Annotated in this window: 14 protein-coding genes and 1 pseudogene; 5 read left to right on the forward strand and 10 right to left on the reverse strand. The window is 72.4% G+C overall.

The features are described 5' to 3' along the window. The 3 genes and pseudogenes from H5J29_RS07070 to H5J29_RS07080 form a co-directional block, all read left to right on the forward strand. Positions 1 to 240 (forward strand): annotated as a pseudogene (locus tag H5J29_RS07070) (hypothetical protein); the annotation flags it as partial. Between the two features lie 40 nt (positions 241 to 280). Next, complete coding sequence (locus tag H5J29_RS07075) at positions 281 to 826, forward strand: TIGR03086 family metal-binding protein (RefSeq protein ID WP_181780107.1); 546 nt, start codon at positions 281 to 283, stop codon at positions 824 to 826. A gap of 19 nt (positions 827 to 845) precedes the next feature. Then, a complete protein-coding gene (locus H5J29_RS07080) occupies positions 846 to 1,409 on the forward strand; it encodes a pyridoxamine 5'-phosphate oxidase family protein (protein WP_181780108.1) in 564 nt (187 codons plus the stop codon). Positions 1,410 to 1,412: 3 nt separating this feature from the next. Here H5J29_RS07080 and H5J29_RS07085 read toward each other — a convergent pair whose 3' ends face one another. The 8 genes from H5J29_RS07085 to H5J29_RS07120 all read right to left on the reverse strand — a co-directional run bounded on the left by H5J29_RS07085 (position 1,413) and on the right by H5J29_RS07120 (position 8,470). Further along, a complete protein-coding gene (locus H5J29_RS07085; protein ID WP_181780109.1) occupies positions 1,413 to 1,868 on the reverse strand; it encodes an SRPBCC family protein in 456 nt (151 codons plus the stop codon). Beyond that, a complete protein-coding gene (locus H5J29_RS07090; protein WP_181780110.1) occupies positions 1,865 to 2,329 on the reverse strand; it encodes a peroxiredoxin in 465 nt (154 codons plus the stop codon). Before H5J29_RS07090 ends, H5J29_RS07085 begins: the two co-directional genes overlap by 4 nt. Next, positions 2,326 to 3,144, reverse strand: a complete 819-nt coding sequence (locus H5J29_RS07095) for a DUF1295 domain-containing protein (RefSeq protein ID WP_312858099.1) — start codon at positions 3,142 to 3,144, stop codon at positions 2,326 to 2,328. The genes H5J29_RS07090 and H5J29_RS07095 overlap by 4 nt, the downstream gene beginning before the upstream one ends. Before the next feature lie 4 nt (positions 3,145 to 3,148). After that, the gene (locus H5J29_RS07100) at positions 3,149 to 4,516 is read right to left on the reverse strand and encodes an SAM-dependent methyltransferase (protein WP_181780111.1); all 1,368 of its coding nucleotides are present in this window, start codon (positions 4,514 to 4,516) and stop codon (positions 3,149 to 3,151) included. 62 nt (positions 4,517 to 4,578) lie between these two features. Further along, a complete protein-coding gene (locus H5J29_RS07105) occupies positions 4,579 to 5,838 on the reverse strand; it encodes an SAM-dependent methyltransferase (protein WP_181780112.1) in 1,260 nt (419 codons plus the stop codon). Continuing rightward, a complete protein-coding gene (locus H5J29_RS07110) occupies positions 5,839 to 6,561 on the reverse strand; it encodes a DUF1365 domain-containing protein (protein ID WP_181780120.1) in 723 nt (240 codons plus the stop codon). Next, positions 6,555 to 7,784 (reverse strand): NAD(P)/FAD-dependent oxidoreductase, encoded by a 1,230-nt coding sequence (locus H5J29_RS07115; protein WP_181780113.1) that lies wholly within the window; start codon positions 7,782 to 7,784, stop codon positions 6,555 to 6,557. The genes H5J29_RS07110 and H5J29_RS07115 overlap by 7 nt, the downstream gene beginning before the upstream one ends. Next, on the reverse strand, positions 7,781 to 8,470 hold the full coding sequence (locus H5J29_RS07120; RefSeq protein WP_312858100.1) for an alpha/beta hydrolase: 690 nt from the start codon (positions 8,468 to 8,470) through the stop codon (positions 7,781 to 7,783). The genes H5J29_RS07115 and H5J29_RS07120 overlap by 4 nt, the downstream gene beginning before the upstream one ends. Positions 8,471 to 8,644: 174 nt before the next feature. Here H5J29_RS07120 and H5J29_RS07125 point away from each other — a divergent pair, with 174 nt between their 5' ends. Then, on the forward strand, positions 8,645 to 9,478 hold the full coding sequence (locus H5J29_RS07125; protein WP_312858101.1) for a lysophospholipid acyltransferase family protein: 834 nt from the start codon (positions 8,645 to 8,647) through the stop codon (positions 9,476 to 9,478). A 101-nt stretch (positions 9,479 to 9,579) separates the two neighbouring features. Here the strand turns inward: H5J29_RS07125 and H5J29_RS07130 are convergent, their stop codons facing one another. Next, complete coding sequence (locus H5J29_RS07130; protein WP_181780116.1) at positions 9,580 to 10,518, reverse strand: acyl-CoA desaturase; 939 nt, start codon at positions 10,516 to 10,518, stop codon at positions 9,580 to 9,582. Positions 10,519 to 10,601: 83 nt separating this feature from the next. Further along, positions 10,602 to 11,984, reverse strand: coding sequence for a mycothione reductase (locus tag H5J29_RS07135; protein WP_181780117.1), 1,383 nt, complete (start codon positions 11,982 to 11,984; stop codon positions 10,602 to 10,604). A 297-nt stretch (positions 11,985 to 12,281) separates the two neighbouring features. Between H5J29_RS07135 and H5J29_RS07140 the strand changes: the two genes are divergently transcribed. Continuing rightward, positions 12,282 to 12,564 (forward strand): LapA family protein (locus H5J29_RS07140; protein WP_181780118.1); only part of this gene is annotated, 283 nt, incomplete at its 3' end.

The raw sequence follows: 12,564 nt of genomic DNA on the forward strand, positions 1-12,564 counted from the left end.
GCGTCGAACATCGTCTTGTCCCCCGCCTCGGGTCGCCCGCTGTTCGGGGCGGACGCGTTCCGCCAGCCCGCCACCGTGCGGGAGATCGCCGCGGTCCTCGTCGTCACCGAGGGGGCGGTCAAGCAGCACCTCGGGAACCTCTACGACAAGTTCGGCCTCGACCCGCAGCAGCGCGGCAGGCTGGTGCTCGCCAACGAGGCGCTCCGCCGCGGGGCGGTCACCCCCGCCGAGCTCATGTAGCTGTCGCGTTCGTGCAAGACCGCCCCGGGAGGATGGGGGCATGACGGAGATCTCGGAGCGCTACGCCCGCCACGCCGACGCGCTCGCCGCGACGATCGCGGCCGTACCGGAGGACCGCTGGTCCGCGGCCTCGCCCTGTGCGGGCTGGACGGCGCGCGACGTCGTGGACCACCTGGTGGAGGTCCACGGCATGTTCCTCGGTCTCGTCGGCCGCAGACCCGGACCGGGGCCTGCGGACCCGACAGGCGCCTTCGCGCACGTCAGGGCCATCGTGCAGGCCGACCTGGAGGATCCCGAGCGGGCGGACGCGGCGTACGCGGGCATGTTCGGGACCACCACCTTCGCGCGGTCGGTCGACGGGTTCGTGACCCTCGACCTGATCGTGCACCGCTGGGACCTGGGGACCGCCGCGGGACTGGACGTGGAGATCCCGGCGGACGAGATCGACGGCATCCTGGCGCTGGTCGAGCAGATGCCGCCGCAGGTCCGCGAGGCGGGCACGGTCTTCGGCCCGGCGCTGACCCCGCCCGAGGGTGCGGACGACCAGACCCGGGTGCTGGCCACGATCGGCCGAAAGGGCTGGTGACCCGCCGTAGGCTCGTCCCATGGGCAAGGTCTACGACGGCATCTCTGATCGGCTCGCGGCGTGGCTGGAGGAGCAGCCGGTGTTCTTCGTCGGCACCGCGCCGCTGTCCGCGGACGGCCTGGTCAACCTCTCGCCGAAGGGCACCCGGGGCACGTTCCGGGTGGTCGACGCGCACACGGTCGCCTACCTCGACCTGACCGGCAGCGGCATCGAGACCGTGGCGCACCTGCGCGAGAACGGCCGGATCTGCGTGATGTTCTGCGCCTTCGACGGCAAGCCGACCATCGTCCGCCTGCACGGCACCGGACGGGTGCTGTCCCTCGACGAGCCGGGATTCGCCGAGGCCGTGGCGGGCTTCGGCGAGGCCGGGACCGAGCGGATGCACGGCGCTCGGAGCGTGATCACGGTCGACGTCGCCCGCGTGTCCGACTCGTGCGGCTTCGCGGTGCCGCGGATGGACCTGGTCCAGGAGCGGGACGTGCTGGACCGCGCGTTGGCGAAGAAGTCCGCCGAGTCGCTCGTCGCGTACCACCGGACCCGGAACGGGCAGAGCCTCGACGGGCTCCCGGGCCTGGCGGGGTAGCACTCACCGTTCGAGGGGGCGGCCGAAGATCTCCTGGAGCCGCAGCAGGGTGTCCCGGATGGACTTCGCGTTGCCCTGCGGGAACCTCAGCTTCTCGATCGCCCTGGGGAAGCGCGAGACGCCGTAGTCGAAGGTCTCGGTGATGCGCGTGCCCTCCGGGACCGGCTCCAGCTCGTACCGCCACACGGCACGGGCGAAGTGGCACCACGCGATCCGTCGGTCCTCCTCGAACTCCACCACGTGGTTGGTGATCCGGTACGGCACGCCGATCCTCATCCGCACGCCGAACGAGTCGCCGGGGCCGAGCCGTGCGGGGCCCGAGATCGCCGCCTGCACGGAGCCGGAGCCGTCGAACTCGTGGTGCCGGTGCGGGTCCGCGAGCAGCGCGAACACCTCCTCGGGCGGGGCGGTGACCACCGCTGAGGCGGTCACCCTGCCGTCGGCGATCGTGGCCCTCATGCCGCGGCGTGCTTCCGCACGACCTCGAGCGCCTGGTCAGCGTGCTCCGCGAACCGGGACTCGCTCGCGAACTCCGCGACGATCCGCCGGTCCTGCCCGATCACGTAGGTCCGACGACGGGTGTGCAGCCCGCCGGGCAGCCACGCCCGGTACGCCCCCATCTCCTTCGCGACCCGGTGACCGGTGTCCGACAGCAGGGGATAGCCCAGCGAGTGCGCCCCGGCGAAGGTGCTCTGCCTCGCCACGTCGTCGCTGCTGATCCCCACCGGCTGCGCGCCGACGGCCGCGAACTCGGCCGCCAGGTCGCGGAAGTGGCAGGCCTCCTGCGTGCAGCCGCCCGAGGAGGCCATCGGGTAGAAGAACAGCACCACGGGCCCCTTCTCCAGCAGCTCGGAGAGTCTGCGCGGGGTGCGCGTCTCGTCCTCGAGCTCGAAGTCGCTGACCTGGTCGCCGACGGTCACGCGTCGACCTCCTTCTTCGGGGGGAGCGGGACGAACCCGCTGGTGCGCTTGACGTACTCCACGTAACCCGGCCTGCGTTCGCCGATCGTGCTCTCCAGCAGCCGGGCACCGGTGCCCTTGGCCAGGTTGTAGGTCATCGCCGCCGCGCTCGCCACCCCGATCGACCCGGCCGGGTGGTGCAGGGCGAGGACCGCGAGCCCGCACCACACGGCGGCGTCGCCGAAGTAGTTCGGGTGCCGGGTGTACCGCCAGAGCCCGCGGTCCATGACCTTCCCCTTGTTCGCCGGGTCGGCCTTGAAGGCGGACAGCTGGGCGTCTCCGACCGTCTCGAAGAACATCCCCACCGCCCACACCAGGACGCCCACCACGGTCACGACCGTCGAGAGTGTGCCTGTGGAGAACCCGTACTGCCCCAGCTGGACCGGCAGCGACACGAACCACATCACCACGCCCTGGGTGAGGTAGACGTTGCGGAAGGCGTGCAGCCAGGGGTTGCCGCGCGCCTCCTTCATGATCGTCACGTAGCGCTGGTCCTCGGGCTGCCCGTTGTTGCGCCGTCCGATGTGGATCGCCAGCCGCGCGCCCCACGCCACCGTCAGCGCGGTGATCAGCACCTGGCGCCAGGCGTCGCCCTCGCCCTGCGCCAGCACGAGGGTGACCACGGCGATCACGGCGAACCCGCTGCCCCAGACGACGTCGATGCCGTCGTGCCGGCGGCGCACGTAGGCGACCGCGAGGGCGCCGAGCATCACCACCAGGACGGCGAGGGCCGTGACCCAGAGGTTGGTGAGGAGGGCGCCCCAGGGGTAGCTCACGAGGTCAGTGTCCGGCAGCCGGCACGGACGCGCGCGCCGGGTCCACAACGGACGCGTCGGCGCGCAGCCGGTCCAGCGCCGGGTCCGCACCCAGCGTGGCGGCCCGGCTGCGCGGGAGCCCCGAACGGCCCTCGGCGTCCGGGCGCACCGTCAGGATCTGGTGCACGCCCATCCGGTTCTCCTCGAACGCCAGGGCGGCGCCCGCCAGGTAGAGCAGCCAGACCCGGTACTGCTCCTCGCCGATCAGGGAGATCGCCTCGGACGTGTGGTCCTGCAGGGTGTCCAGCCACGGCCGGACCGTCCACACGTAGTGCTCGCGCAGGCTGTGCACGTCCACCACCTCGTGCCCGGCGGCCTCCAGGAAGCCCAGCGTCTCGCCGAGCGGGCGCATGTACATGTCCGGCGCGACGTAGGACTCCATGAACGCCCCGCCGCCGGGTGCGGTGTTGGCGCCCGACGCCCCGCGCGACATCTGCTGCAGCAGCAACCGGCCGTGCGGGACGAGCAGCCGGTGCAGCTGGGCGGCGTAGACGGGGTAGTTGTCCTGCCCCACGTGCTCGCCCATCTCGAGGGAGCTGACGGCGTCGAAGGGCTCGTCGACGACCTCGCGGTAGTCCTGCAGCCGGATCTCGACGCGGTCCTCCAGACCCAGCTCGCGCACCCGTCGCATGCCCAGGGCCCGCTGCTCGGCGGAGAGGGTCACCCCGACGGCCTCGACGCCGTAGTGCTGCGCCGCGTGGATCAGCAGCGACGCCCACCCGCACCCCACGTCGAGCAGCCGCATCCCCGGCTCGAGGTGGAGCTTGCGGCAGACCAGGTCGAGCTTGTCCCGCTGCGCGTCGACCAGCCCGTAGGTCGCCGACGCCTCCTGCGTCCAGTACCCACAGGAGTAGGCCATTTGCGGGTCCAGGAGGAACTCGTAGAAGGCGTTGGACAGGTCGTAGTGGTGCGCGATCGCCTGCCGGTCCCGACGACGGGTGTGCAGCCGGCCGGACAGCCGGGCCTCGGAGGCCGGGGGCCTCGGACGCGGGCCGATCGCACCGAGGGAGGCCGCCGTCCGGAGCGCGGCGAGCTTGTCGGCGAGGCTCAGCGAGCCGGAGGAGCGGCCCAGCTTCCAGAACCGCGACAGCCCCTCGGCGATGTCACCCTCGACCGCGAGCTCGCCGGCCACGAACGCCCTGGCCAGGCCGAGCTCACCCGGGTTCCAGAGCAGCCTGCGCAGCGCCCGGCGGTGTCGGACCACGGCGACGGGGCCCTCGCCGGTGGGCCCGGCCTCGGACCCGTCCCAGGCCCGGAGCCGGACGGGCAGGGGCGCGCCGAGCACGCCCTCCAACAGTGCCGCGAGACGCGGCGCGACAGCGGACATGGGCATATCTCCAGGTCAACCCCTGTGAGGGGCGATAGTCGCGAGGGCGACTATCGCCCCTCACAGGGTCAGCGGGTGAGGGAGAGCTGGTAGACGTCCAGGTAGCCGACGCGGAAGCCCGCCTCGCAGTAGCCGAGGTAGAACTCCCACATCCGGCGGAAGGTCTCGTCGAAGCCCAGCGCCGCGACCGCCTCCCAGCGCTCCTGGAAGCGCAGGTTCCAGTGGTTCAGCGTGCGGGCGTAGTCCTGGCCCAGCGAGCGGCGCTCGGCGACGCGCAAGGTCGCGTGGTCGGCCAGGCTGCGCTCGATCGACTCGACGCTCGGGATCAGCCCGCCCGGGAAGACGTACTTGTGGATCCAGGTGTAGTCGTTCTTGGCCACCCGCATCCGGTCGTCCGGCATGGTGATCGCCTGGAGGCCGACCCTCCCGCCCGGCTTGAGCAGCCGGTCGAGCGTGGCGAAGTAGGTGGGCCAGTACCGCTCGCCCACGGCCTCGATCATCTCCACGGAGACGACGGCGTCGTAGCTGCCCTGGGCCTCGCGGTAGTCCCGCAGCAGGACCTGGACGCGGTCCGCCACCCCCGCCTCGGCGATCCGCTGCTCGGCGAGCGCCGCCTGCTCGACGGAGATGGTCAGCGTGGTCACCCGGGCACCGCGCCGGGCGGCTCGGATCGCGAGCCCGCCCCAGCCCGTCCCGATCTCCAGGATGTGGTGTCCCGCAGTCACCCCCGCCATGTCGAGGATGCCGTCGATCTTGCGTTCCTGGGCCTCGACCAGGTCGTCGGAACCGGGGGCGAACCAGGCCGCCGAGTACGACATGGTGTCGTCGAGGAAGAGCTGGAACAGATCGTTGGACAGGTCGTAGTGGCGGTGGATGTTCTCCCGCGAGCCCTCGACCGTGTTGGCCTCCTCGGCGGGCTGGCGCGCCTCGACGTAGCGCCGCGCGAGGCGCTGCAGGGCGGGCGGGATGAGGGTGGAGAGGGTGGCGGCGAACGGGGTGAGCAGGCCGGGGAGGTCGTCGGTGGTCCAGTCGCCCACCATGTACGCCTCGCCGAACCCGATCTTGGAGTCGTTGCCCAGGCGGCGGAAGAAGGCCTCGGGCCGGGCGATGTGCATCACCGGCCCGCCGAGGCCGAGCACCTCGGTGCCCAGCTCGACGCGCACGGGCAGCGACCGCACCGCGCGGCGGAACAGGTTCTCGGCGATGCGGCCCTTGACCCGGGCCGCCGGCACGGCGGCCAGGCCGGGCCACAGACCCTCGTTGGGCCGGGGGATCGCCCTCTTCTGCGAGGCGACGGGTTCCGGGGGAACCGGCTGCTGGACGGTCACTCAGACCCCCTCCTGCGGGTGGTGCGGTGGACGCGGCACGACGGGCAGCCGCCGCAGCCACAGCCGGATGCCGTGGAGGCGGATGAGTGCCGAGGTGCGGTGGGTGACGAACGGGCGGCGCAGCACCAGCGCGGCGAGCGCCCTCGGGGTGGCGGCCAGGCGGGTGCCGGTGACGGTCGCGGTGAGCGCGGTGGACCCGTTGCGCCGCAACGTGATGGCGAGGGCGAGCCGGTCGTCGGGCTCGGGCAGGGACATCCGGTACTCGCCGTCGACGGCGAGGAAGGGCGACACGTAGAAGGCCTTGTCGACCTGCGCCCGCTCGGTCCGGACGAGGTAGCAGTGCCGCTCGCCGTAGGTGTTGTGCACCTCCGCGACCACGCACTCCAGCTCGCCGGTGGCGCGGTGGCACCAGTACACCGAGAGCGGGTTGAACACGTACCCGGCCGCGCGGGCGTTGGCCAGCATGAGGATCCGGCCGCCGCGCAGGTCGACGCCCTGGGTGGCGAGGTAGGCGTCGACGTTCTCGCGGATCGTCCGGTCCGGGTCGCCGAGGTGGTCGCGCGCCTCGAACCGGGCGAACGGCCGCAGCCACCGGGGGAGCTCGGGAAGCGCGTCGAGGTCGACGAGCCACAGGTAGACCCGGTGGGCGAAGCGGTAGTCCTGCGCCTCGCGACGGACGTGGCGGACCTCGCCGTCGAACAGCCGCGCGGCGGTGCTCACCAGCGCACCCCCAGCGCCTCGGCCGCCCTGACGCCGGACAGGCAGCCGTCCTCGTGGAAGCCCCAGCCGTGGTAGGCGCCCGCGAAGGCCGTGCGGCCACCGGACAGGGCGGGGAGCGCCCGCTGGGCGGCCACGGACTCCGGCGTGTAGATCGGGTGCTCGTAGACCATCGTGGCGATGACCCGGTCCTCGGCGACGTGCTCCGCCCCGTTGAGCGTGACGACGTAGGGGCCGCCCGCGAGCCGCTGGAGCCGGTTCATGTCGTAGCTGACCAGCACCGCGGAGTCCTGGGAGGCGCACGTGGACTTGAGGTAGTTCCAGCTCGCGCCGGCCTTCGGGGCCCGGGGGAGCACGGAGTCGTCCGAGTGCAGCCGGGTCTCGTTGCGGGAGTAGGCGAAGGCGCCGAGGGTCGCGCGTTCGGCGTCGGTGGGGTCGGTGAGCAGCGCCAGCGCCTGGTCCGGGTGGGTGGCGATCACGACCTTGTCGAAGGTCTCGACCCGGTCGGTGCGCACCTCGACGTGCTCCCCGCGCGTCACGGCCCGCACCGGGGCGCCGGTCCGCACGTCGGGGATCTCCTTGACGACCCGCTCCACGTAGGACCGTGAACCGCCCACGACGGTCCGCCACTGCGGCGAGCCGCCCACGGACAGCAGCCCGTGGTGGTCGAGGAAGGTGAACAGGTAGCGCGCCGGGTACTCCAGCGACAGCGCCGCGCCCGCCGACCACACGCAGGAGACCACCGGGATCATGAAGTGGTCCACGAAGTACCGCGAGTAGCCGCCGATCGCGAGGAAGGCGCCGAGGGTGACGTCGCCGGCGCGGGGATCGGCCAGCACCCGTCGGGCATGGCGGTGGAACCGCACGATCTCGGCGAGCATCCGCAGGTAGCGCGGGTTGCGCGCGTTCGCGGCGCGGGGGAAGAGACCGGGGAGCCTGCGCGCTCCGGCGTACTCGAGCCCGCAGCCGTCGCAGCGCACGCTCATCGACATGTCCGAGTCCTGCGTGGCCACCCCGAGCTCGCCGAACAGCCGCAGCAGGTTCGGATAGGTCCGGTCGTTGTGGACGATGAAGCCGGAGTCCACGTTCGTCCCACCCAGGTCGTGGGTGTGGGCGTGGCCGCCGAGGCGGTCGTCGGCCTCGAACAGGGTGACGTCGTGGGCGCGGCGGAGGAGGTACGCGGCGGTCAGTCCGGACACCCCGCTGCCGATCACGGCGACACGACTCATCGCTCCGCTCCCAGGGGGACGTCGAGGCCGCCCGGGGTGGGCTGCCGCATGGCGTTCGTGATCGTGGGGTCCTCCGGTTCGAACCCGAGCTCGCCCCGGACGAACCGGGCGACCAGGGAGTGCCACTCGCCCGCGTGCCGGAGCATGGCGTGGCCGTCGCCGTGCACGGTGAACCGCGCGACGCGGTCGGTGACCCGCCGGGCCCGCACCGCGTAGGCGAGCGACTGACGGGGGTCGGTCATCCGCTCGCGGTCGCCGTGGGCGATGAGCAGGGACCGACCCGCCAGCTGCTCGACGGGGTCGCTGCCGTCGAGCCACGGTGCGAGTGCGGCGACGGCCCTGACCTGCGGCGCGGCTGCGGAGTACAGCGCCGCGCGGCCGCCCATCGAGTGCCCGACGAGCGCGGTGGGCACCTCGGGCAGGGTCGTGAGCAGCTGCGTGACGTCCTGCGCCGCGTCCCGGGCGGGCCCGTTCCAGCCCCGATGTCGGTAGCGGACCAGGTACACGCCGAGGCCGGCGGTCCGGGCGAGGAGCAGCGCGAAGGGCACCATCCGCCAGTAGGTCAGCCGGCGGCGTTCGCCCGACTCGCGCGAGGTCGACCGCCCGCCGTGCGCCACGACGACGACGGCTCTCGGCCGTTCGGGCGGCGCCCCCACCGGTTCGAGGCGGGGGAGGGTCTGCGCCACGGGCACCTCACTCCAGGTCGACGGAACTCCGTAGAACATCCGATGCCGCCCACGCCGGCGGATGGTGCGCTGTCCGACATGTCACACCGAGGAGATCATCGCGCCACCCGGCGCACTCCGCTCGTCGATCGTGGGCGAGGATCGGGGGCGACACCCGACCGCTGGAGGACGACGGTGACCACGCCCGATCCCGTGCAGCCCCCCGCCGCACCCCTGAGCCCGGACCTCCCGCCCGCGCTCAGCGCCCGGCAGAAGGTCCTGCTGACCCTGCGCAGGCGCCGTCGGACGTCCGGTTTCTGGTTCGGCCTGGCCATCGAGGTCATCTGGCCCTTCGTGATGGTGTTCACGAGGACCGGCTGGCGGGGCGGGGAGCACATCCCGCCCACCGGTGGCGTGCTGATCGCGGCGAACCACGTGTCGTCGTCGGACCCGGTGTTCGACACCGCCTTCGTCGTGGCGCACCGCCGCATGCCGCGCTACCTGGCGAAGTCCGAGCTGTGGTCGGTGCCGATCGTGCGGTCGGTGCTGGGCAGGGGCGGGCACATCCCCGTCTACCGGGACTCGATGCGGGCCATGGACGCCTTCAAGGAGGCCGTCGCCGCCCTGGAGCGCGGGGAGGTGGTGGTCTTCTACCCCGAGGCCACCTACACCGCGGACCCCGCGGGCTGGCCGATGAAGGCGAAGAACGGCATCGGCCGGATCGCGATCCAGTCCGGCGTGCCGGTGATCCCGCTGGCCAACTGGGGCTCCCAGGACGTGCTGCCGCCCTCCGGCAGGCCCAAGGCCTTCCAGCGGGTGAGCCTGGTCGCGGGCCCGCCCGTCGACCTCACGGAGTTCGTGGGCAAGCCCCGCACCAAGAGCAACCTCGACGCCGCCACCGCCGCCATCATGGGCGCGGTCACGGGCCTGGTCGCCGACGTGCGGGGCGAGACCCCGCCCGAGAAGCCCTACGACCCGGCGCAGAAGCCCGCCCTCCCCGAGGGCCCTCCCGAGCCCCTCGCAGGATGATCACCAGTCGCGGTACCTGGGCGACGGTGGTGTCGCTCGGGCACCGCGCGCGCTGATCAGGCAGCGGTGTCGGCGAGCAGGCTGCGGACCGCAGGCGGTGATCACTCCGTGGCCAGGCGCTCCAGCCGGCGGGTCGTGGGCCAGCGGACCCGGGTGGCCCAGCCCAGCTTCTCGAAGGTGCGGATGGTGAGGGCGGAGAGGTCGACCTGGCCCTTGCGCACCCCGTGCCGGGCGCAGGTGGGGTCGGCGTGGTGGAGGTTGTGCCAGGACTCGCCGAAGGAGAGCACGGCCAGCCACCAGACGTTGGCGGAGCGGTCCCGGGCCGCGAAGGGGCGCTCGCCCCACATGTGGCAGATCGAGTTGATCGACCACGTCACGTGGTGCAGCAGCGCGACGCGCACCAGCCCGGCCCAGAACAGCGCGGTCAGCGCGCCCCACCAGGACCAGGTGAGCAGGCCGCCGAGCGCGGCCGGGACCACCAGGGTCAGCACGCTCCAGAGGCCGAACAGGGAGTCGACGCCGCGCACGTCGGTGTCGGCGAGCAGGTCCGGGGTGAAGCGCTCCTCGTTGGTGAGGTCCCGGTCGAACAGCCATCCCGTGTGCGAGTGCCAGAACCCGCGAGCCAGGGCCCGGGTCGAGGTGCCGAACAGCCAGGGGGAGTGCGGGTCGCCCTCCTTGTCGGAGAAGGCGTGGTGCCGCCGGTGGTCCGCCACCCACTTGATCACCGGGCCCTGCATCGCGAGGCTGCCCGCGACCGCCAGCGCGATCCGCAGCCCGCGCGCGGCCTTGAACGAGCCGTGCGTGAAGTAGCGGTGGTACCCCACGGTGATGCCCAGCCCGCTCACCACGTAGAACACGGCGCCGATCAGGACGTCGGACCAGCCGAGGAAACCGACGAGGACGGCCAGCGGGACCGCCGCGAGCAGCGCGACCAGCGGCGTGAACACGAAGACGTACACGCCGATCTGCTGCGGCAGCCCGCGGGTGCCTGCGAGGACGGGCTGGGGTCCGCTGCTGCTGCGCTCGGCGGCCAGGGTCATGCGGGTCTACCTCGCTGGTCGGACGGCGGGCGGCGGGCCCGCGGCGGATCGGCTCGTCCAGCGTAGGTCGAACGGAAGCGGATCTACAGGTCCAGGCCGAGGAGTGCGTTCTCCACCACCTCGGGCAGCGCGGGGTGGATCCAGTACTGCCCGGTCGCCATCTCGCGCGCGGTGAGCCCGAACGACATCGCCTGGATGATCGGCTGGATCAGCGTGGACGCCTGCGGCCCCATCAGGTGCGCGCCCAGCAGCCGCCCGGTGCCCTTCTCTGCGATGATCTTGCAGAGCCCGGTGGTGTCCTCCATGGCCCACCCGAACGCGACGTCGCCGTAGCGCTGCACCTTCACCGTGTAGTCGAGGCCCATCATCCGGACCATCTCCTCGGTCTTGCCCACCGACGCGACCTGCGGGTCGGTGAACACCGCCGACGGGACGTAGCGGTGGTCGATCTCCAGCGGCGCCTCGGGGTGCAGGACGTTGTGCCCGACGACCTTCGCCTCCCGGTTCGCGACGTGCTTGAGCTGCCACGGGGAGCTGACGTCGCCGAGCGCCCACACCCCCTCCGCGCTGGTGCGCTGGAAGCGGTCGACCTCGATCCGGCCGTCGGAGTGGGTGCCGATGCCGGCCACGCCGAGGTTCATACGGTCACCGTTGGGGATGCGGCCCGTGGCGACGAGGAGGGTGTCGGCCTCGAGGGTGGAGCCGTCGTCGAGCGCGATCGTGAGGTCGCCCGCGGTACCGGACACGCCCGTGACCTGCGTGTTCAGCCTGACGTCGATGCGCGAGGCCGCCACCGCCAGGTCCGTGTAGGCCTGCGAGATGGTCTCGTCGTGCGAGCGCAGGAGCCTGCTGCCGCGGTTGACCAACGTCACCCGACTGCCGAGCGCGGAGAACACGTGCGCGAACTCCGCGGCGATGTACCCGCCGCCGACGACGGCCAGCCTGCCCGGGAGCTCCGGCAGCCGCATGATCGTGTCCGAGGTCTCGTACGGCGCGCCGGAGTCCGCGATCGTCGGCGGGATCGCGGGCCGTCCGCCCGCGGCGATGACGATCTGGTCGGCGGTGAGCTCGTCGGAGCCCGAGCCGTCCGTCCGCTCCACCCGGAGCGCCTTCGGGCCCGTGAAGGCGGCGTGTCCGAAGTAGACGGTGACGTTCGGGCTGCGGTCGACGCGGTACTCCTTGCCGCCCTCCGAGATCGGGTCGATCCGGCCGAAGACGCGGTCCCGGATGTCCGACCAGCGGACCTTGTCGACGCTCGCGTCGATGCCGTACCGCGAGGCGCGCCGGACGTGCTCGGCGACCTCGGCCGCGTAGACGAACATCTTGGTCGGGATGCAGCCGACGTTCAGGCAGGTCCCGCCGAACACGCCGTGCTCGACGATCGCCACGTCCCTGTCGGCGTAGCGCTCGTCGACGAACGTGTTGCCGGATCCGGTACCGATGACGACGAGATCGTGATGGGGCACGGCCACGAGGTTAATCCGCGCGCGGGTGACCGGTGCGGGTCACCCGGGCAGGTGACGACGGATCCGGGCGACACGGGGCACTCTGCGCGATACTTCCCGCACGCCGGGCGCGAGGTGCCGGGCGCGGAGAGGGGTGTCGCGAAGATGAGCGAGTCGTCCGTGGGGTCCGGGCAGGTCGACGCGGGTCCGGTCGGTACGGGCCCCGTCGATTCGGGCCCCGTCGATTCGAGCACCGTCGACTCCGGGCCCGCCCACGACGGACCTGCCCCTGCCGGCACCGCGGATCCCGGTGCGACCGTGGCCGTGCCGACCGAGCAGCGGACCACCCCGCCCCGGCGGGCGCCGAAGGCGGAGCGGTCGCGGATCAGCGGGATGTGGGTCGGGCTGATCCTGTCGGCCGTGGTCCTGCTGTTCCTGCTGATCTTCATCCTGCAGAACCTGGACCCGGTGCAGATCCACTTCCTCGGGCTGAACGGCACGCTGCCCACCGGCGTCGCGCTGTTGTTCGGCGCGATCGCCGGCATCCTGTTGGTCGCGATCCCGGGCAGTGCCCGGATCGTGCAGCTGCGTCGCGCCGCGA

Source organism: Pseudonocardia pini (assembly GCF_013870575.1).
Taxonomy (GTDB): Bacteria; Actinomycetota; Actinomycetes; order Mycobacteriales; family Pseudonocardiaceae; genus Pseudonocardia; species Pseudonocardia pini.

Coding starts and splice junctions, on each gene's coding strand:
- H5J29_RS07075 (WP_181780107.1), top strand. CDS start 281: ATGACGGAGATCTCGGAGCGCTACGCCCGCCACGCCGACGCGCTCGCC.
- H5J29_RS07080 (WP_181780108.1), top strand. CDS start 846: ATGGGCAAGGTCTACGACGGCATCTCTGATCGGCTCGCGGCGTGGCTG.
- H5J29_RS07085 (WP_181780109.1), bottom strand. CDS start 1,868: ATGAGGGCCACGATCGCCGACGGCAGGGTGACCGCCTCAGCGGTGGTC.
- H5J29_RS07100 (WP_181780111.1), bottom strand. CDS start 4,516: ATGCCCATGTCCGCTGTCGCGCCGCGTCTCGCGGCACTGTTGGAGGGC.
- H5J29_RS07115 (WP_181780113.1), bottom strand. CDS start 7,784: ATGAGTCGTGTCGCCGTGATCGGCAGCGGGGTGTCCGGACTGACCGCC.
- H5J29_RS07130 (WP_181780116.1), bottom strand. CDS start 10,518: ATGACCCTGGCCGCCGAGCGCAGCAGCAGCGGACCCCAGCCCGTCCTC.